The sequence below is a fragment of the Bacillus sp. ISL-78 genome, assembly GCF_018613455.1.
Lineage (GTDB): Bacteria > Bacillota > Bacilli > Bacillales > DSM-1321 > Peribacillus > Peribacillus frigoritolerans.
Map to the genome: position 1 here is coordinate 111,304 of NZ_JAGGQC010000011.1, position 20,043 is coordinate 131,346.

The window sequence follows — 20,043 nt, forward strand, 5'->3', positions numbered from 1 at the left end:
GATGTTGGCTTTTTTTTGTTACGCTTCTGGATGGATAGATGTTATACAAGAGGTGGTGCTTGCACTTAATTGAACAATAAACCACCACCCGGAAGTGGAGGTTTATTATTGAATCGAGGGGATTACTGCTCTTGTAAGCTGGTTACAGAAACACTTTGTTTTTTATTTGGATCATCAAGGGGATGGATTGTAGCTATTCCATTTTGTTCATCCACGTGCTCAATGTAGATACTTTCCTCATTATAGGTTACATTAACCATATTTGGTGAAGAAGCAATTTCTTCTGCTCGTTGTGCATTCATTTTAGCCACCTCCTTTGAATTTGCAACATGTTTAATATTTGTTCCGAATTACTTAGATATACTAGTTGTAATTAAAATTCTTCCAAGAATCCCTTATACCTTACTTAACGAAATGGTGCGCGAGTTATATGTATGGCAGTTTTTAATTATTTAGATTAATGCAGCAGGCTAGTTCAAGATAAAATGAGTTGATATAATTACAGAAAATTAAAAAAGTTCAGGGGGGTATAAAATGAATAGTGAAGGATTTTCAATTTCTGCTAATAAAAAGTATTTAGATGTTGATGTAATACATGATTTTTTGAATCAAGAAGCGTACTGGTCAAAGGGGATAGCAAAGGAAACAGTAATGAAGTCAATTGAAAATACGACCTTATGTTTTGGGGTTTATAAGGGTGAAATAGGTAAAGAAGGTTGTGAACAAGTTGGATTTGCAAGGGTAATAACCGATTTAGCAACCCATGCGTATCTTTGCGATGTGTTTATATTACCTGACTACCGTAAATTAGGATTATCAAAATGGTTAATGGATGTTATCACCAACCATTCCGAACTAAAAGAGGTTCGCAGGTTTATGTTAGCGACGAATGATGCACATTCATTATATGAAAAATTTGGTTTTAATAAGATTGATAAACCAGAGCTATTTATGCAAAAAGTCGGTAAAACCCCATTTCAACAATAAGTACTTTTAACACAAAGGGATTAGACCCTGCATAATCGTGCACAGAATGTCGGATGTTTCATTTCTACTCCTGCTATTCTGATGATATAAGGGAGGTCATTGAATGGATTCGCTCAAAAATATGAATGGTGCCATTAAATTCATTGAAGAAAATCTTACGAACGAAATTGACTTTAAAGAAGTTGCAAGGCTCGCTTATTGCTCGGAATATCATTTTAAAAGGATGTTTTCCTTCCTTGCCGGTATTTCACTATCCGAGTATATCCGCCGAAGACGACTTACACTTGCAGCGTTTGAGCTTAAAAATAGCAACATAAAGGTCATTGATATTGCGATAAAGTACGGGTACAGTTCACCAGACTCGTTTGCAAGGGCGTTTCAGCATTTGCATGGTATCACGCCATCAGAAGCGAGAAGTAATGGCCATTCACTTAAAGCCTATCCACCGATGTCCTTCCAATTATCCATTAAAGGAGGCAGTGAAATGAACTATCGAATTGAAGAAAAAGAGGCATTTCACATAATTGGAATTAAAAAAAGGGTTCCAATCATTTTTAACGGGGTCAATCCAGAGATTGCATCTATGTGGAAAAGTTTAGACGAGAAAACGATAAATGAACTTAAAAACCTATCGAATGTCGAGCCATTAGGGCTGCTTAGTGCATCCGCGAACTTTTCCGAAGGCCGGTTAGAGGAAAAAGGGGAGCTTGATCATTATATCGGCGCAGCTACAACGAGGGAATGTCCAGATAACTTAACACAGCTGAATGTTGATGCGTCTACATGGGCGGTATTCGAAGCAGTCGGCCCCTTTCCTGAAACACTGCAAAATGTTTGGGGACGCATTTATTCAGAATGGTTTCCATCCTCTAACTATGAGCAAAGAGAAGGGCCGGAAATCCTTTGGAATGAAAATAAAGACATAACCTCACCAACATTTAGAAGTGAAATATGGATCCCCGTTATGAAAAAGTAAGTTTACCAGGCGAAGAATTTATCGGAAGAGCTGTCTTATGGCAGCTTTTTCTTATGGAGCAAACAGGAGCTAGGTATAATTTGCTTTAACGAGCTATAATGGTGGATAGAAAGTGCTAATATAAGGAGATTGGAAAATGCCTGTTATTGAGTATCAACAATTTATTAAAGCCCCAGTTGAATTATGTTTTGACCTAGCGAGGAGTGTGGATATCCATACCAAAACGACAGCGAACACAAAGGAAATGGCTGTTGATGGTGTGACAGAAGGGCAATTGGAGGAGGGAGATACTGTTACTTGGGAAGCCATTCACTTTGGTATTAAACAAAGGCTGAAAGCCAAAGTGACACTGATGGAAAAACCAAATAAGTTTGTGGATATTATGGTGAAGGGTGCCTTCCATTCCTTCGTACACACACATCAGTTTATAGAAGAACCAGGCGGAACTATAATGATGGATACATTTCAATATAAGTCACCGTTCGGTCCAATCGGAGTATTAGCTGATAAGTTGTTTCTAGAGAAGTATATGAAGGCATTTATCGTTTCTCGTGCAAAGGCACTGAAAAAGATTGCCGAGAATAGGTAATAACCTTGTTTAAGACTATACTCTGCTATCATGGGTTGCTGCGGCAGCCTTTTTATGTTCCCCTAGTACCAGGAGGAACTAATTCACTGATTAAGAATGAAGGAGTTGATGAATAATGAAATGATTCCCAGATGATGAAGATGGACAAGTGTTATAAATGCTTTATAGAACTAATGGGTGCTTAGCTGAAGTTCGGAGCTGTCTTTATAACCGGCACCCTAAAGATTAGCGAATGGCTCGGCTCAGCGGTACAACCGTGTTAGGCCCGCGGATACAACCGACCGTTAATTATAATTACGGATCAAATCGTTTGCTGCGATTAGATCTTTTCTCTCGTTTTTATAAGAATAACATAAATAGAACAAATGTTCCAGAGTTAATGTGTAAAATTATTACTTTTTTTCAAAAATAAATCTTATAAAGGATATAGTTGATTCTCTTGAAGATGAACGGGCAGGATAGTTGAAGCAGCAAGCGAATCATAATTCATATTTTCCAAGGTGGCGCAAAATGAGACTGACGATTGGTATGTATTTGTTTCGGAAATGTGATAAAGGGCAACAGAATGAGTACTCAAAACATGTGAGGTTGACATGACTCATCTTTTGGGAACAAAAAAAGTACTTTGATAATTAAGGTATCAAAGTACTTTTCATTTAACAAACTACCAATTCCATGACATATGACACCCAAAGTCAACATGGCATTTATTCTGCTTACAACAATGATCGTTATGTTCATTATCGCAGCGTTTTTTCTTCTTACAATCATGATGCTCATTATCGCAGCGTTTTTTCTTCTTACAGTCGTAATGCTCATTATCACAGCGTTTTTTCTTCTTACAATCGCAATGCTCATTATCACAGCGTTTTTTCTTCTTACAATCATAATGCTCATTATCGCAGCGTTTTTTCTTCTTACAATCGCAATGCTCATTATCGCAGCGTTTTTTCTTCTTACAATCGCAATGCTCATTATCGCAGCGTTTTTTCTTCTTACAATCGCAATGCTCATTATCGCAGCGTTTTTTCTTCTTACAATCGCAATGCTCATCATCACAGCGTTTTTTCTTCTTACAGCAATCGTGATGCTCATCATCACAGCGTTTTTTCTTCTTACAGCAATCGTGATGCTCATCATCACAGCGTTTTTTCTTCTTACAGCAAGCGTGATGCTCATTATCGCAGCATTTTTTCTGTTTCCAACAATGATCGTGATGTTCATTATCGCAGCATTTTTCCTGCTTCCAACAATGATCGTGATGTTCATTATCGCAGCATTTTTCCTGCTTCCAACAATGATCGTGATGTTCGTTATCGCAGCATTCTTTCTTCCAACAATAATCGTGATGCTCATTATCGTAGTGTTTTTCCTGTTTCCAACAATGATCGTGATGCTCATTATCGTAGTGTTTCTTCTTACAACAATCCTCGTGATAAGACATAGAAATTCACTCCTTTCTATCTTTTAAAATATGAATAAAGGCAAAGCCTCCTCTATTTAGAGAGGGCTTTGCTAGTCAAGATTAAAAAACTAACTCAACACCGTCATTACGCAGAAGGAAGAGTACCAAGAGTACTAGTTGTTGGAGTAGTTGGCGTTTCACAACGACGTTCATTTACGTCGCAAATACCACCATGTGGATCCACAATAACTTGTCGAGTCACTGTAATTGTAGTGCGTAGTATAACCTTGACTAAAATGGCATTGAGAGTAACAAGTCCGGCTCCGGCTCCCGCAGTGCCGATGACTGGAACTCCTGGTTGAGCAAAGCTACCTTCTACTTCAAATGGGGATTCTATTACTGTATCCTGAGGGCAGGCACCTGGAAAATCTGTATGCTCCTGGAATGGTAAATTCGTTGTAAGCATTGCTGTTAAAGGAGCGGCTGCGCCTGGTGGCGTAAATGTTACCACAATATTTACAGGAAGAAGCCCGATGTTAACGACTTTGTCTCTAAGGATTCTAGTGTTACGGACAACACCAGCTAGGTTCGGTGTAACAACTACATTATTAATAGTAGATCCTGGTGGTATTACAGGAGCAAACGCGGTAAAGGGAAATGTTGCTTCTGCAACCTTTTGTACCGCTTTTGAGCCTACAACGGAATTGACTAGGACACAATCGCTGTTTAATGGTGCAGCGAGTTGGCGAGCTGGAGCTTTAAAATCGCAATTGCAAGCTGAAGCGTCTTGGGACTTACAAACCTTACATGATTTTTTGGATTTTGAATCATGACCAAATCTTGAATCATTGCCCATACCCCAGTCGCTGTCGGAACAGGCGGACCCCCAGTTGCTTTGCATTGTATTTTTGAAATTACCCACAAAAATCACAATCCTTTCTTGTAACTCTTTTTATTTTCGAAAATGAAATGGAGTGTAGTATCGAACCGTACTAAAGCACTGCCAAAAGCATTTTCATTGTAGTTACAAAATATAGTATTAATAAAATAAGGTAATTGCTTGGACAGGTTGCTTATATTTGCGGACAAGTCGTAAATATTTTTCGGGCTTACACTTATATAATTTGGCATTAGAGGAAGTATGGAACGCGAGTAAAGAAATGGACGAATATAAAGGGGAAGCAAAAAGCTAAACATTGAAAAGTGATGCCAGCGAAAATATAGATAAACCCAATAAGGACTTCTTTGCTCGCTTTTTACAAAAAGTGAACAAAGAAGTCCTAGGCTCTTTTTAAGGCGTCTGAAATTTCATTTTTAAATTCATGCGGTTTATAGAGGGGGAATTATTACTTTTATATATTGTTTTTTCTTTTGAATACTAAGTGCCAGGGGAGCAAGACAGCCGAGGTATTTTCTGACTGTGCACGTATGCTATGATTATCCAAAAAAAGGAGAAATCTTTATGGCGGCGTTAATTATATCAATATATATAACTATTACACTTGTATCGCTCTTTTTACCTTCGCTGGGCCTTATTCGCCATTGGTGGGACTTGCAGTCGGTATCCCTAACATATCCTAATAGTACTTACACAAATATATAAAGAAATAAAAGTGATATCTAAAAAACTATAGTAATAGTTTTTGTCCACTCTATGTCCTGACCAGTATATATAAGTTATAGTTAATCCGAAAAAGGAAAGGAGTGGGTTCTTTGGATTTCAATATCGGTGATTTAGTATATCAACTTATTATGTTTATTTTGTTGCTTGGTATGATTTTTGCGGTTTACTTTTTTGTTCGTTCTCTTCTTGCAAGGTTAAACAAACCCAATAACATAGAACAAAAACTTGATAGAGTAATTGAGCTGCTTGAAAAGGATAAAAGAGATTAATTTCTTTTTATCCTTTTCATTTTTTTGTTTTCTGGTTAGGTGAATAAGAAGTCAATATAACTTAGTGATTTCATCTAGTGCAAAAAAGATTATGGAGCATATAACCGCAAAGAAAAAGAATCCTCCCGGATCGATAAAGTATGTAGCCAATCCGAAACCAATATGTATGAATCCAGATAACCAGAAACGTATATTGGAAAACTTCATTGAGATGAATTCAGCAATTAGTGAAACTGGTAAGCCATAAAAGAAATTTCCAATCAAACTATAAAAAAGCACAACCATAATGAGCAGGAAATCTCCATCCAATTTAAAGGGTGGTTCTTCAAATATCGAAACTAGAAATAAAAAAATTGTAAAGGTCACTGATGAGTAGAAGGCCACTTTAATTTTTCTGAATTTGTCTTTAAACAGAAGCTTCCTAATGACAGGAAATACGAACGCAATCGTTATAAAAGCAAATAACGTTTTAATTAGTATTGGTGTAGTTGAAACGACTACTATTGTAAGCAGAACAGCCATGGAAAAAACAAGAATATAAGAATTTCCTTTTATCATAAATACCTCGGACCTTTTTACCTTCATTGTACAATAAGCTGAAGTTAGTGGGAATTGGATGCCGCGAACATTCATTAATTTCAATGGTTTCCAGAAATACTGCATGAAATCTTCAAACAGTAAAAATGAGTGTTGTTATACTGTTATTTTTTCAGGTCGTGAGGGTGGTTAAAAAAGTTTCTGGTGATTTTTGTGTCATTATCCTATTTAGAACATAAGTTGAATTAACCCATTTAATTTTTTCCTCCTAAAACAAATAAGGAGATGTTTCTATTGTCAAATTGTGGTCATGATTCAAATTGCGGTTGCGGTAACGATGTTGGTGGATTTGGTGGCGGTTTCGCTTTTATAGTCGTATTATTTATCCTCTTAATCATCGTTGGAGCTGCTTGTTTCGGCGGCGGCGATGGAGGTAACGGTGGCTGTTATCCCGTTCAAGGATATGGCGGTTTCTGCTAACAAATGCACAAAGAAAAGCCGACCTTTATTGGTCGGCTTCCTTTATGCTGATTTATTGGCTTATTCCTTTATTATGAAGTAAGCTTTATGACTGAACCGATAATAGTATCCCAGTCTTCACTATGAATTTCGTGCCCTGATCCATCAAGTGTCACTATTTCAGCTTGAGGGATGGCTTTCGCAAGAGCAAGTCCGTGCTCGTATGGCAAGGCTGGATCTTCTGTGCCGTGAATGATGAGGACAGGTACGGAAATCTCACCCATTCGATCGAAATATTCGTCCCCGCCAGCAAGCAGGGCATGATTGAATCTGCTCGGTAGCTGCTTGGCACGGTCTGCCTCTCTTTTTGCCAGTTTATACATTCTTTCCTGCTCATAAGGTTTGGAACCGGCTAAAGTTTTCCATCCATCCGCAAGATAAGCGATGACCGTCTCCCGATTTGACCAATCAATGGAAGCGCTTTTTGCATGATGATCCAATATGCTCTGATCCATTGGAGGCAGTTTTTCCATCACAGTCCCGAACACGCTTGATGCAATTAGCGTAAGCGTATTTACGCGTTCCGGATATCTTAAGGCAAGAATCTGGCCGATCATACCGCCTAGGGACATCCCAACGATAGAAGCACGCTCTATGGAATAAGCGTCCAGCACACCCGCGGCATCGTCAGCCAAATCCGTTATTGTATAGTTGGAGGTACCTGGTTCGTAAACGGTAGACCGTCCCAGATCCCGATGATCGTAGCGAATCACAAATCTCCCCGAATCGGCAAGGCGGAGACAGAAATCATCATCCCACCAATCCAATGAAGACATCGCTCCCATGATCAAAAGCACGGCAGGGTCCTCAGGGTTTCCAAAACTTTCAGTACATATATCGACTTTATTGATTTTCAGAATCTGTTCACTCATGTTTTTTACCTCCGTATTAAATATCATCCAATAGCCGTTACCATGGCGCAGATCAATATATACTTTCCGGAGCATGATGATTGGCCTGCGCTTATCATTATCGCAGTCTAACCCACTTAATAATCATGACGAGGCCTCCTTTTAATAGTTGTAAAATGGGAGGTATCCCTATATCACTTTAACATGGGGGATTTATTTGCGCCACCAAATTTTCCCACATTTCCATACAGGCAGAAAACCCCGAATGCAGAGCACCTTTTTTGGTGCCATTTATTCGGGGTTTTTAACATGCATTTTATTGAGCAGTATATCCGCCATCTAATACGACTGCCTGGCCTGTGATGCCCCGTGCTTTGTCGCTTGCAAGGAAAATGGCGTAATCGGCAATTTCACTTACATCGAGTAAGCGGTTTTGTGGGACAAGTGGATAGATGACCTCTTCCAAAACGCTTTCTAACGGTACTTGTCTTGTTTTTGCCAGGTCCTCCAATTGACCGCGGACGAGAGGGGTGTCTACGTATCCTGGGCAAAGGGCATTGACGGTTATGCCAAAAGAGGCGCTTTCCAGGGCCGCGACTTTCGTCAAGCCGATTACACCGTGTTTGGCACTATTGTATGCGGCTTTGTTGGCGAATCCTATCAGGCCGTTAATGGAAGAGATGTTGATGATTCTGCCGAAGCCTTGTTCTTTCATGATTGGCAAAACGTTCTTAATTGAAATGAATGGCGCCGTCAGCATGATTTTGATCATCAGTTCGAATTTTTCAGTTGGAAATTCTTCAATTGGTGCAACATGCTGAAGGCCGGCGTTATTGATGAAAATGTCGATTCGTCCATATTTGTCTTTAGCTTGTTTGATCAGTTGGATAATATCCTCTTCACTTGTTACGTCAGCTTTTAAGCCGATAACCTCCAAGCCGTTGTTCCTTAGGTCTAGAGCAGCTTTTTCGACCGTGTTTTGATCAAGGTCGGACAAAACGACCTTTGCTCCATTTTCAGCAAATATCTTTCCGATTTCAAAGCCGATTCCTCTAGCAGATCCGGTAATGATCGCCACTTTATCTTTAACCATATTACATTCCTCCAATAAAAAATGTAATGGTCCAAGTCTGCCATTTTATGTCGTGAACAGGGAAGTATTCCATAGAGTAAACTCTTGGAAATATAAAGGGAAGGGTATAAAAATATGGTTTAGGTTAATGAGTAAGAGTCTATCATGATTTTCAACATAAAAAAAGAATTTTATTTCCCCTTATCGTTGGCATGGATATTGCATATATAAAAGGTGAGTAAAAGGTGAGTAAATAAAGGTAATTGAAACGGAAAGGGGAAGCTGGATGATTAAAAAAATAGCCATTATCGGTTCAGGTGTAATGGGTAGTGGGATCGGTCAGTCTTTTGCAGTTAGCGGGTATCATGTCACCATTAACGATATAAAGGAAGAGCTGCTAAACCATGCCCAAAATCGAATTTCTGAGAATCTATCATTGCTCATTGAGGAAGGGGCTTTGACTGATCGGGAAAAGCAAGGTGCTTTAGCGAATATTACATACAGCGTGGACTTGGAAGGGGCAGTAAGGGATGCTGATTTTATCATTGAGGCGATTCCGGAAGTCATCGAGCTGAAATTAAATCTATATCAGCAACTGGAGGAAATGATCAAACCGGATGCCATTGTTGCTTCAAATACATCGACCTTCCCGATTTCCCAATTGATGGAGAAGGCCTCGTTTGCGGAGCGAATGGTCATCACGCATTTCTTTAATCCTGGCCATTTGGTTCCATTGGTTGAAATTGTTCAGCATGACGAAACGAAGCCGGAAATCGTCAAGATAACCATGGATTTAATGCGTAAAATCGGCAAGTCTCCGATTCTCTTGAAAAAAGAAATTGCAGGATTCATTGCCAATCGTCTCCAGACTGCCTTGATGCGGGAAGCCTTTTATCTATTAAAAGAGGGCGTTGCCGATGCAAAGGATATCGATACGGCGATAACGGCTGGGCCCGGTTTTCGCTGGGCATTTACCGGACCGATCGAGATTGCCGATTTTGGCGGACTTGATACATGGCAGCGTGTTTTCGATAATGTTTCACCGGTATTGGACCAGAGTAAGGAAGCCCCTGATTTGATTCGTGATTTGGTGGCTGAGGGAAAGCTTGGGACGAAGTCGGGAGAAGGCATTTTTACGTATGAAGAATCTACCGTTTCCCAGAAAATCAATGAGAGGGACCGCAATTTTATTAAACTGGGAAAATTAAAAATGGAGAAGGAGGAAGTATTATGAGAGAAGTAGTGATTGTAGGGGCAGCAAGAACACCGGTTGGTGCGTTTGGAGGCAGTCTTGCCAATGTTTCGGCGGTTGACTTGGGAGTTGTGGCAGCTAAGGAAGCGATTAAGCGGGCAAATATTTCGGCTGACATGATCGATGAGGTATTGGTTGGGAATATTCTATCTGCTGGATTAGGGCAAAATGTGGCACGTCAGGTTGCGATTCATGCAGGGATTCCGGAAACAACGCCGGCCATGGCGATTAATAAACTTTGCGGATCTGGCCTCCGCACGGTCATAATGGGAGCGCAATTCATTGCCCTAGGTGATGCTGATGTGATTCTTGCCGGGGGGATTGAAAGCATGAGCAATGCTCCGTATTTACTTCCAAATTATCGTTTTGGACAGAAAATGGGCAATGCTGAAGCGGTCGATTCAATGACTTATGACGCCTTAACGGATGTTTTTAATCAATATCATATGGGCGTGACAGCGGAGAATATCGCCGAGCAGTGGGGAATCAGCCGTGAAAAGCAGGATGAATTTGCTTTAGATAGCCAATTGAAGGCTGAAAAGGCGCAGCTTGAAGGACGATTTGCAGAGGAAATCGCACCTGTTGAATATAAACGCAGAGGAAAGACGATCTTGGTTGACCAAGATGAACACCCGCGTCATGGGCTGACGATAGACCAGCTAACGAAGCTGCGTCCTGCATTTAAGGAAAATGGAACGGTTACGGCAGGTAATGCCTCCGGAATAAATGATGGGGGTGCGATGTTAGTCCTGATGTCTAAAGAAAAAGCGGACGAGCTGGGACTGGAAGCATTAGCGACAATCAAGTCATATGCAAACGCCGCGCTTGATCCGAAAATCATGGGATATGGTCCAGTTCCTGCGACAAGGAAAGCTTTGGAAAAAGCGGGATTGACAATAGATGATATTGAATTGATGGAAGTGAATGAAGCCTTTGCGGCACAGTCACTCGCCGTGCTTAAGGACCTTGAAATGAAGCCGGAGAAAGTGAATGTGAATGGCGGGGCGATTGCCCTGGGTCATCCGGTAGGCGCTTCCGGTGCCCGCATCTTAGTGACTTTATTGTATGAAATGAAGCGCCGGGATGCAAAAACCGGCCTTGCCACCTTATGTATCGGCGGCGGACAGGGAACTGCGCTGATTGTCGAACGGTAATGATCTTTGGCCTCATTTTCCTATGATATAATGGAGGAAACTTCAGTCGGGTTAAGGAGAAGAGGAATGGCCAGCGATAATGAAACTATTCAATTGGAATTAGTGAAAGCGATATTGGAAGAATTGCCTTTTGGTGTTTTGGTGACGAAAAACGAAAAAGAAATCGTTCTATGCAATCGCGTATTATCCGAGGCTTTTGCTGAGAATCAATTTGATCGGCAAATACATTTGATTTTAGAAAAAAACCTTATACCAGCTGTAAATACTCCGATCCGTTTGAATGATAATAATGGGATTGTCAGAAAAGCCATCATTCAAATGGGTAAAGAGCATTATCAGATTTACCTCCTATTATTTACAAATAATAAAAGTGATTTTCTTAATAACGATAATCATGAAGAAATTCTGTTTAAGGATATTATCGAGTTTGCCTATGACGGCTTGGTGATGGTCGATACGGAAGGGCATATCCAAATGCTTAGCCACGCTTATGCGGATTTTCTTGGAGTCGATCAGGAAAGCTCCATAGGGAAACATGTAACGGAGGTCATTGAAAACACCCGTATGCATGTGGTCGCCAAAACTGGCAAGCAAGAGGTCGCTGAATTACAAAAAATTAAAGATAATTATATAATTGCGACCCGTTCCCCGATAAGGAAACAAGGCAAGTTAATAGGGGCGGTCGGGAAGATCCTTTTTAAGAATGTCGGGCAATTTACCGCTCTTTCCAAGCGGATAAATTCACTTGAAGTAGAGCTGAAAAAGTACAAAGGCGATTTTCGCGAGAGAAATAAGGCCTCATATACGTTTGATCATTTGATGGGCAGAAGTCCCGCTTTCATGGAAGTGAAAGGTCAAGCCAAAATTGCCGCTAAAAGCGACTCGAATGTATTGATTTTGGGTGAAAGCGGAACGGGTAAGGAGCTGTTTGCCCATTCCATTCATAATGACAGCAGACGGGCCATGGGTGTGTTTGTCAAAGTGAACTGTGCCGCCATCCCGGCGGAACTGCTGGAGTCAGAGTTATTTGGCTATGAAGAGGGTTCCTTCACTGGTGCAAAAAAAGGCGGAAAAGCAGGTAAGTTCGAAGCGGCTGAAGGAGGAACGATTTTTCTGGATGAAATCGGTGAGCTGCCACTGCATATGCAGGTGAAGCTGCTCCGTGTTTTACAAGAAAAAGAGATTGAGAGGGTCGGTTCGACGGGAAGTATTCCGATTGATGTTCGGGTAATCGCTGCAACGAACCGTAATCTGGAGGAAATGGTCTCGAAAGGGGAGTTCCGGCTTGATATGTATTACCGATTGAAGGTCCTGCAAATCCATGTTCCTTCCTTAAGGGAGCGACCGGAGGACATTGAATTATTGGTAAATCATCTTGTTGAAAAGTACCAGAATCTCATGAAGAAACGGGTAAAAGGGATGAGCGATCAAGCATTGCGCCTGCTTCGTCTTTATAAATGGCCGGGGAATATTCGCGAGTTGGAGAATATCATTGAACGGGCAATGAATATAGTTGAAGAAGGGGAAGTTATACGTTCCAAGCATCTCCCTAAAGAAATAACGGGTCATAAAGAAGCAGTCTCGATCCGTACATTGGCTGAAGTAATGGATGAAACCGAACGGGCTGTAATCGTATCCTGTTTGGAAATGACTTCTGGCAATAAATCAGAAACGGCAAAGAGACTCGGAGTGAGTCGAACAACACTGTATGAAAAAATGAATAAATATGGTTTATGATTGAAGAAAGGACCCTTTACCAAAGGGTTCAGACTGCAGGCGAATTCGAAGAAAATCGAGTTTTCCTGCTGTTTTTTTATTTTAAAAACGTGCAAGGTGCTTTCAAAAATCCGCTCCCTTTCCGCCGAATGCAAGCGAATTCCCCTAGCCCCCTACCCAAGCTTTTACTAGCAAATATTCGAATGTGTTAGGAAATCCGTACATAAAACGAGAGCGAATGTAAATGTTGTAAGAAAAGGCTTACACTTTTTTTGAGTATATCTTTGTGTGTACTGAAATCTTGACAGTTTTAAGGGATTTTAGGGAAGGAAATGTTTGAAAAAGCTTTAAAAGATGAGATTTTTCCTTGTATTTAAGTTGGCACAATAATTGCATTATTACTTAGTGAATGGCCCAATTGTCATTTTATATTGTGTTTCCACGTAAAATGAAAAGGGATTATTGAAAGCGTTCTCAATATTTAGGGGGATCATTCAGCTTGACTTGGGGAAGGCAGGCTTGAATGGTAAAAGCTGAAAAATTAAAAATATGGAATTTAGGAGATTACTAGTTCTATTTAACGGCTTCCGAATTATTTTGGGGCAAAGGGAGAAAAGGGGGAATTGAATTGGTGATTCAAATTTTAGCCATTGTGGTGGCACTGGGACTTTTAATCTTTTTAGCCTACCGGGGCTATCCGGTCATTATCATAGCGCCGATTGTTACTTTATTGGCGGTCATTTTATCCGGTGGACATTTGCTGCCGAGTTATACAGAGACATATATGACGTTTGCCGCTAACTATATAAAAGCGTTTTTTCCGATATTTTTATTAGGGGCCGTATTTGGAAAAGTCATGGAGATGAGCGGTGCAGCTGCATCCATTGCAAAGACCATCGTAAAATCACTAGGCTCGAAGCAGGCTATTCTTGCTGTAGTGCTGGCGTGCTCGGCGCTGACATACGGCGGGGTTTCATTGTTTGTAGTGGCATTCGCCGTTTATCCATTCGCAACGGCAATTTTTAAAGAAGCAGACATTCCAAAAAGATTATTGCCGGGAACGATAGCATTGGGCGCCTTCACATATACGATGGATGCCCTTCCTGGAACACCTCAGATTCAAAATATCATTCCAACGAATTATTTCGGAACAGATACTTATGCAGCTCCAATCATGGGAATTATCGGCGCGATCATGGTATTCACTGGAGGAATGATCTGGTTAGAGCGTCGCCGTAAACAAGCGGTGGCAAATGGTGAAGGATACGGGGAAGGACATATCAATGAACCGGAAAGTGCAGAACAGCAAAACCTGCCCAACTTTTGGCTGTCCATCGTACCGCTCATCCTTGTCGTAGCGTTTAATTTTGCTTTCAGCCGCAGTGCCATTTCGGTTAAGCACTGGTATGATGCTTCGATGTTGAAGGAAACTTTCAACATTGCCGATGTAAGCACAGTCACTTCATCCTGGTCTTTGATTGTTGCATTGTCAATCGGAATCATTGCAGCGATGCTTCTGAATGTTGGACGCATCAAGGTCAAATTGGCAAGTGGATTAACAGCAGCGGCAATGGGATCATTGCTTGCCATATTCAATACTGCATCTGAAGTTGGTTTTGGGAATGTGGTGAAAACGCTTCCTGGATTCTCGGTCATTCAAAACTGGGTGTTCAATGCAAGCGGTAATCCGCTCGTATCCGAAGCTATTGCCGTCAATGTGCTGGCAGGGATTACCGGATCCGCATCAGGTGGACTTTCGATTGCGCTAGAAGTAATGGGAAGTCACTATTTGCAGGTGGCCCAAAGTGTCGGGATCACCCCGGAAATGCTTCATCGAATAGCATCCATGGCATCTGGCGGAATGGATACGCTGCCGCATAATGGTGCCGTCATTACCTTGCTTGCCATTACTGGACTGACACATCGTCAATCATACAAGGATATTTTTGCGATTACGATTTTAAAAACAGTGACCGTGTTCATCATAGCTTTTGCAACATCACTGTTTATTTAATAGAATAGTATTAAGAATGGAGATGATGGAAAATGAGTAAATTATTAACATCTTTTGATAGCGCTATTCAACAAATCGAGGATGGAGCAACCATTATCGTAGGCGGGTTCGGATTAAGCGGAATACCAGAAAAACTAATCATTGCTTTGCGTAACAAAGGTGTAAAGGATTTGACGATTGTCAGCAACAATTGCGGTGTCGATGACTGGGGTCTGGGTCTATTGCTTGAAAATAAACAAATCAAAAAAATGATCGCTTCTTATGTTGGGGAAAATAAGTTATTTGAACAGCAATTTTTAAGTGGTGAGCTGGAGGTTGAACTAGTTCCCCAAGGAACGCTGGCCGAGCGCTTAAGAGCGGGCGGAGCGGGAATTCCTGCCTTTTATACAGCTACAGGAGTGGGAACGGAAGTCGCAAAAGGTAAAGAACATAAAGAGTTTGATGGCCGCACATACATTATGGAAAAAGGAATAGTCGGAGATTTTGCCTTTGTAAAAGCCTGGAAAGCAGATCATTTCGGTAATCTTGTATATCGGAAAACGGCAAGGAATTTTAACCCTGTCGTTGCCACCGCAGGGAAAGTCACGCTTGTCGAAGTGGAGGAGCTTGTGGGCACAGGGGAGCTTGATCCAGATGAAATTCATACTTCAGGGGTTTATGTACAAAAAGTGCTTGTAGGAAATGACTATGAAAAACGAATTGAAAGACTTACAACTGCTAACGCATAAAAAAGGAGGAGTATCGAATGACTAGACAGCTAATTTTAGAACGCGCCGTAAAAGAAATCAAAGATGGGATGTGTGTGAATTTAGGGATTGGAATGCCGACCTTGATTGCCAACATGATCCCAAATGACTTTAATGTCATGCTTCAATCGGAAAATGGCTTACTCGGAATCGGGCCTTATCCCCAAAAGGAGGAAGTTGATCCGGATTTGATCAATGCAGGGAAGGAAACGGTAACAGCAAAAGCGGGGGCATCATTTTTTGATAGCGCTGAATCATTCGCAATGATTCGCGGCGGCCACATCGATCTAGCCATTTTAGGCGGAATGGAAGTTTCCGAGAATGGGGATTTGGCAAACTGGATGATTCCAGGGAAGATGGTAAAAGGAATGGGAGGAGCGATGGACCTCGTCCAAGGCGCAAAACGTATTGTTGTCATCATGGACCACGTGAACAAGCATGGGGAATCCAAAGTGAAAAAAAGCTGTACATTGCCATTGACGGGAGAAAAAGTCGTACATTGCCTGATAACCGAACTGGCCGTTTTTCAATTTACAGACGCTGGCATGGAATTGATTGAATTGCAAAATGGCATAACACTTGATGAAGTGAAAAGTAAAACAGAGGCTGACTTTACAATAAGCCCCTCTATTGAAATCAAAGCGTAAGGTTAAGAGATTAATAAAATAATACATGATTAGACGGCTTTCATTCGCAAACGGGCGAACGGAAGCCGTCTTTTTTGGGGGGAATTCCCTATCTATTTGAAGAACGAAAGGCCTTTTCACCACAGTTATCAATACTTGGCAGACAGTCGGCGGAAAGGGAGCGGATTTCTGGATCGACTGGAATGAGATTTAAGAAAAACAGTAGGCTGGATACACCTGAACCAAGTTTAAGACAAGGTGATCCTTGAGGTTTTTTACATTAATCCTTAAAGGATGGAAGAAATATGCGACACTCCTGCCGAACAACTGGCTAGCCGAGACCCCGGAGACGCTTACGTCGAGGGGGCTTGGCAGACAGTCGGTGTAAAGGGAGCGGATAAATAACATATCACTTCTATTCTTTAATAAATGAGAACATACTTTACCAACCCTGCTACTTTTCCGTTAAAAAGGCTTATATAAACTTTGATGGGAACTTAAAAGGAGGGATGACAGTGAAAGTAGCATTACGGACATTATTGGAGCGGTCAGTGAAAAAGATGGGCAAAGGGATGAATCCTGTTGTGAAGGCAGCAGCATTGGAAATGGTGGAGCGTGCTTATAATGAAGGAATCACTGTACAGATAAGTGCAGGTTACCGTTCTTTGGAAGAACAAGCCAGCCTTTTTGGTCAAGGACGAGTTTACAGCTACAAAGGAAAAAACTATAGTAATCTAGCTAAACCGATTGTGACGAACGCTTTGCCTGGGCAATCCTATCATAATTATGGACTGGCTATTGACTTCTGCATTGTAAGTGATGATGGCAGTAGAGCGATATGGACAGTTAATTCAAAATGGCAGCGAGTGGCTGCCATAGGTAAGGGTTTAGGATTTAAATGGGGCGGGGATTGGAGTTCATTCAAGGATTACCCCCACTTGGAGATGACAGGCGGGTTATCTTATACACAGTTACAAGCAGGAAAAGAACCCCGCCTTACCTTCAAATTAGAAAAAAGGGAAATGCGGAAAACCGGCAAAGGAGATAATCATATCATTTCGATTCAAAAAACGTTAAATGGCCGATATGAGGCGAATATTGAGTGTGATGGGTTTTATGGTCCCAAAACTCGAATGGCCCTTATAATAGGTTTACAAACGGAATTGAATAAGCAATTCAATAAAAAGCTTGTTGTCGATGGGAAATGGGGACCTGAAACGAAGAATGCTACCGTCACAATAAAAAAAGGAGCTAGCTGCAAAATCACATGGATCCTGCAAGCAGCGTTATATATGGAAGGGTTTACCCCCGGTACTCTTGACGGAGAATTCGGGGAAAAAACCGAGGCGGCATTATTCAAATACCAGAAAGCAAACAAGATTTCCGCTGATAAGCTTGCAGGCAAAGTAACATGGAATGAATTATTTGCTTGATGGAAAATCCATACCTTTAGCAGAAAGTAAAGCTGTGCAAGAGCGCATCAATTGCTTATACTTCCACTCAAATAGTAATGATGGATTGCAAAGTTCTTAATATTCCTTTGGAGTACGCATCTGTCGCTATTTTAGTATGAGCTTCCTTTGCTTCTTGAGTTGCATTCCCTACAAGGTAGCCATGTTTAACACTTTTTAACATGAGCAGATCATTGCCGCTATCCCCGAAAGCAAAGGCATGCTCCCGACTCAGCCCGAATTTGTCTAGCATAAAACGGACAATCTCATTTTTTCCAGTGCCTAATGGAATGAAGTCTATATCATAACTATCTTCAGGATCGCCGGCAAGGGGATTGCAACGATTGATATTTACCCCTATCCCGTACTCTTTGGCCACCCTCTGGATGGTAGCTAAATTCTTCTTGTCGACGGATTTCTGTTGTATTTGATAATAATAATTTCTTTTGTAGCGTGAACTTCCCATTTGAGTCTGAGGAATCAATGGTATATTGCCGTTAAGTAGAACATGATAAATTTCATCGACTTTCCCCTTATTAAATTCTTCGATATTAATCCGCGAATGCCAATCTGGATCACTTTCCAAAAAGTTATTCTCCGAGAAATAGGTGATTTCGGTTCCTAAGTCACTGGCAATAAAATGCGGGAAAAACCTGAATCCCCCTTGTTCCATTTTATGTAATATTGATTCGATACTACTCCCGGTGACCCAGCCAAAGACAAGTTCTTCATCCATGCTTTTTGCCTCTAAGTAATTTTCAAGTTCATATACATCTTCCTGTCTCTCATCGCTCATGGAATGAGGATAATAGGTCTCATCGAAATCACAGAATACAATGTATTTTGGGTCTTCAACCTTTGGCAATAACTGAAAACCGCCCTTTTTATTCAAAAACATAACAATCCCTCCATTCGCCAAAAATATAACTTTTTAAAAATACAACCCAGAAAAAATTTGTTAATATATTAGGAACGGTTTAATCATAACTTCTGAAATCGATAACATGTCAACCACTTATTACAAGGATGGGATTAAATGACGAGAATTAGCGAGATAGCCAAGATATGTAATGTCTCTAAAACAACGGTATCCAGAGTCTTAAATAATCATCCATATGTATCGAAAGAAAAAAGGGAACAAATCATAAAGGTCATGGAAGAGCTTGATTATGCACCAAGTTCACTCGCCAGGAATTTTAGGGCAAATAAAACCCAAACCATTGCAATATCAGTCCCAAGTTTCGATCATCCATTCTTTGCCCAATTGGTTAAAGGAGTATCTCTTGCAGCATTGGAAAATGATTATAAAGTTCTTATTTTTCAAACCTTTTATGATTCGAAAAATGAATTGGATATTATGGGGAAATTAAAGAACAGAGAAGTAGATGGTGTTATTTTAGGAGCGTTGGAAAATGAATGGAATGCAATCAAACCTTATTTGAAATACGGCCCAATTTTACTGTGTAATGAATACCATCATTCCGCATCTATACCGATTATCGGATATGACGAATTCGAAGCGACATACAAAGCTGTTAATCATTTAATAGAAAAAGGCCATAGGAAAATAGGTTTTTGCTACGATACTTCTTATAGTCAGGCTCAGGGCCAAAGAAAAGAGGGATTTTTAAAAGCGTTAGCGGATAATGATTTACTACATAATGATGACTGGATATTTGGACATGGATTTAATATTGAAGATGGATTCCGTATTTGTGATGAAATAGTAAAATTAAAAGAAAAACCTACTGCCTTATTTACTGGAAATGACCAGGTAGCAGCAGGAATTATTAAAAAGGCAACTGCGTTGGGCTACAAAATACCGGAATGCCTAGCCATAGTTGGTTATGATAATCAATCTATTTGCCAAGTCACAACCCCTACCATAACCACAATCGATATACCGATTATGGAACTAGGACAACGCACTGTAATAGAATTGATAAAATATCTAAATGAAGATTTGAAATTAAAGCGCGACATTATTAAATTGCCTACAGAACTTAAAATCAGAGAATCAACCTAACCTTCATAAAGATATAAAAGCTCATTATTCAGTTCATTATCCTTTCAGACAGACAATAAAGAAATTCTAAGGGCTGTAATCCGCCCTCCCTTGGGAATAATTCGACTTTCCCGGGAAATAATTCACCTAAACCCAACATGATTCGACTTACCACGGAATAATTCTTCCTATACAACAATCCGCTATTCATCTATGGAATTCATTCAATTTCCAGGCACCAATCATTGCA

General features: G+C 40.6%; 20 protein-coding genes. 13 read left to right on the forward strand and 7 right to left on the reverse strand.

Translation table 11 applies throughout. The annotated features are described in order from the left end of the window. Window positions 1-122: 122 nt before the first annotated feature. Complete coding sequence (locus J7I96_RS13465) at window positions 123-302, reverse strand: small acid-soluble spore protein H (RefSeq protein WP_098372488.1); 180 nt, start codon at window positions 300-302, stop codon at window positions 123-125. 232 nt (window positions 303-534) lie between these two features. Between J7I96_RS13465 and J7I96_RS13470 the strand changes: the two genes are divergently transcribed. The 3 genes from J7I96_RS13470 (at window position 535) to J7I96_RS13480 (ending at window position 2,552) form a co-directional block, all read left to right on the forward strand. Then, window positions 535-987 (forward strand): GNAT family N-acetyltransferase, encoded by a 453-nt coding sequence (locus J7I96_RS13470; protein WP_214924922.1) that lies wholly within the window; start codon window positions 535-537, stop codon window positions 985-987. A gap of 103 nt (window positions 988-1,090) precedes the next feature. Further along, window positions 1,091-1,963 (forward strand): AraC family transcriptional regulator, encoded by an 873-nt coding sequence (locus tag J7I96_RS13475; RefSeq protein ID WP_063575304.1) that lies wholly within the window; start codon window positions 1,091-1,093, stop codon window positions 1,961-1,963. A gap of 136 nt (window positions 1,964-2,099) precedes the next feature. Continuing rightward, the gene (locus tag J7I96_RS13480; protein ID WP_214924919.1) at window positions 2,100-2,552 is read left to right on the forward strand and encodes an SRPBCC family protein; all 453 of its coding nucleotides are present in this window, start codon (window positions 2,100-2,102) and stop codon (window positions 2,550-2,552) included. Between the two features lie 573 nt (window positions 2,553-3,125). Here the strand turns inward: J7I96_RS13480 and J7I96_RS13485 are convergent. Continuing rightward, entirely contained in the window at window positions 3,126-3,953 is an 828-nt protein-coding gene (locus J7I96_RS13485) for a hypothetical protein (RefSeq protein WP_215048079.1), read from the reverse strand. A 149-nt stretch (window positions 3,954-4,102) separates the two neighbouring features. Further along, window positions 4,103-4,879, reverse strand: coding sequence for a hypothetical protein (locus J7I96_RS13490; protein WP_214924901.1), 777 nt, complete (start codon window positions 4,877-4,879; stop codon window positions 4,103-4,105). A 782-nt stretch (window positions 4,880-5,661) separates the two neighbouring features. Between J7I96_RS13490 and J7I96_RS13495 the strand changes: the two genes are divergently transcribed. Then, complete coding sequence (locus J7I96_RS13495; protein ID WP_396020101.1) at window positions 5,662-5,850, forward strand: DUF4083 domain-containing protein; 189 nt, start codon at window positions 5,662-5,664, stop codon at window positions 5,848-5,850. A 51-nt stretch (window positions 5,851-5,901) separates the two neighbouring features. Here J7I96_RS13495 and J7I96_RS13500 read toward each other — a convergent pair whose 3' ends face one another. Continuing rightward, window positions 5,902-6,408: a hypothetical protein gene (locus tag J7I96_RS13500; RefSeq protein WP_214924899.1), complete on the reverse strand. Its 507-nt coding sequence runs from the start codon at window positions 6,406-6,408 to the stop codon at window positions 5,902-5,904. Between the two features lie 264 nt (window positions 6,409-6,672). On the opposite strand from J7I96_RS13500, the gene J7I96_RS13505 reads away from it, so the two are divergent. Continuing rightward, window positions 6,673-6,867: a YjcZ family sporulation protein gene (locus J7I96_RS13505; RefSeq protein ID WP_214924891.1), complete on the forward strand. Its 195-nt coding sequence runs from the start codon at window positions 6,673-6,675 to the stop codon at window positions 6,865-6,867. 71 nt (window positions 6,868-6,938) lie between these two features. On the opposite strand, the gene mleCBF is transcribed toward J7I96_RS13505, so the two are convergent. Then, complete coding sequence (mleCBF, locus tag J7I96_RS13510) at window positions 6,939-7,778, reverse strand: CBF family alpha/beta fold macrolide esterase (RefSeq protein WP_214924875.1); 840 nt, start codon at window positions 7,776-7,778, stop codon at window positions 6,939-6,941. A gap of 295 nt (window positions 7,779-8,073) precedes the next feature. Continuing rightward, complete coding sequence (locus tag J7I96_RS13515) at window positions 8,074-8,850, reverse strand: 3-hydroxybutyrate dehydrogenase (protein ID WP_034309729.1); 777 nt, start codon at window positions 8,848-8,850, stop codon at window positions 8,074-8,076. Between the two features lie 265 nt (window positions 8,851-9,115). Between J7I96_RS13515 and J7I96_RS13520 the strand changes: the two genes are divergently transcribed. The 7 genes from J7I96_RS13520 (at window position 9,116) to J7I96_RS13550 (ending at window position 17,770) form a co-directional block, all read left to right on the forward strand. Then, complete coding sequence (locus J7I96_RS13520; protein WP_214924865.1) at window positions 9,116-10,063, forward strand: 3-hydroxyacyl-CoA dehydrogenase family protein; 948 nt, start codon at window positions 9,116-9,118, stop codon at window positions 10,061-10,063. Next, window positions 10,060-11,235, forward strand: a complete 1,176-nt coding sequence (locus J7I96_RS13525; protein ID WP_214924863.1) for an acetyl-CoA C-acetyltransferase — start codon at window positions 10,060-10,062, stop codon at window positions 11,233-11,235. Before J7I96_RS13520 ends, J7I96_RS13525 begins: the two co-directional genes overlap by 4 nt. A 66-nt stretch (window positions 11,236-11,301) precedes the next feature. Further along, window positions 11,302-12,972 carry a sigma 54-interacting transcriptional regulator gene (locus J7I96_RS13530; RefSeq protein ID WP_214924855.1) on the forward strand — a complete coding sequence of 557 codons (1,671 nt, stop codon included), beginning with the start codon at window positions 11,302-11,304 and terminating at the stop codon, window positions 12,970-12,972. A gap of 607 nt (window positions 12,973-13,579) precedes the next feature. Further along, window positions 13,580-14,965 carry a GntP family permease gene (locus J7I96_RS13535; RefSeq protein ID WP_214924851.1) on the forward strand — a complete coding sequence of 462 codons (1,386 nt, stop codon included), beginning with the start codon at window positions 13,580-13,582 and terminating at the stop codon, window positions 14,963-14,965. Window positions 14,966-14,997: 32 nt separating this feature from the next. Next, window positions 14,998-15,693: a CoA transferase subunit A gene (locus J7I96_RS13540; RefSeq protein WP_034309718.1), complete on the forward strand. Its 696-nt coding sequence runs from the start codon at window positions 14,998-15,000 to the stop codon at window positions 15,691-15,693. A 17-nt stretch (window positions 15,694-15,710) separates the two neighbouring features. Continuing rightward, the gene (locus tag J7I96_RS13545; protein WP_214924848.1) at window positions 15,711-16,358 is read left to right on the forward strand and encodes a 3-oxoacid CoA-transferase subunit B; all 648 of its coding nucleotides are present in this window, start codon (window positions 15,711-15,713) and stop codon (window positions 16,356-16,358) included. Between the two features lie 494 nt (window positions 16,359-16,852). Further along, window positions 16,853-17,770, forward strand: coding sequence for a M15 family metallopeptidase (locus J7I96_RS13550; RefSeq protein ID WP_396020102.1), 918 nt, complete (start codon window positions 16,853-16,855; stop codon window positions 17,768-17,770). A gap of 67 nt (window positions 17,771-17,837) precedes the next feature. On the opposite strand, the gene J7I96_RS13555 is transcribed toward J7I96_RS13550, so the two are convergent. Next, window positions 17,838-18,686, reverse strand: a complete 849-nt coding sequence (locus tag J7I96_RS13555; RefSeq protein WP_214924841.1) for an HAD-IIB family hydrolase — start codon at window positions 18,684-18,686, stop codon at window positions 17,838-17,840. Between the two features lie 138 nt (window positions 18,687-18,824). On the opposite strand from J7I96_RS13555, the gene J7I96_RS13560 reads away from it, so the two are divergent. Continuing rightward, window positions 18,825-19,814: a LacI family DNA-binding transcriptional regulator gene (locus J7I96_RS13560; protein WP_214924838.1), complete on the forward strand. Its 990-nt coding sequence runs from the start codon at window positions 18,825-18,827 to the stop codon at window positions 19,812-19,814. Window positions 19,815-20,043 lie beyond the last annotated feature (229 nt).